The following is a 236-nucleotide window of genomic DNA, read 5'->3' on the forward strand; positions in this document are numbered from 1 at the left end:
GGCTCCCTGCTGCGCTGCCGATGAGCTGCCGCGACACGGTGCTGCCGCCATCGCTGCGTTCACGCACATCCAGCAGCCCGCTGGCGCCTGAAATATTGAGCTGAGCCCCCTGCTGCACCACGAGACTGGTACGACCGGCCGGCACAGTCCCGGAGAAGGTGCTGAGACTGATGCCACCGCCCGCCAGAACACGGCCCGTCAGCAGCCCATCGCTGCTGGGCTGGAGCTGACGCAGC

The 236-nt window shown here is 68.2% G+C and carries 1 protein-coding gene; it reads right to left on the minus strand.

Features of this window, described 5'->3' with window-relative positions:
- The coding region (locus RVY79_RS21545; RefSeq protein WP_317466660.1) for a hypothetical protein at positions 1 to 236 on the minus strand (236 nt) is incomplete at both ends.

Origin of the sequence: Chromohalobacter sp. HP20-39, from assembly GCF_033052815.1 — a bacterium.
In the GTDB taxonomy this organism is placed as follows: domain Bacteria; phylum Pseudomonadota; class Gammaproteobacteria; order Pseudomonadales; family Halomonadaceae; genus Chromohalobacter.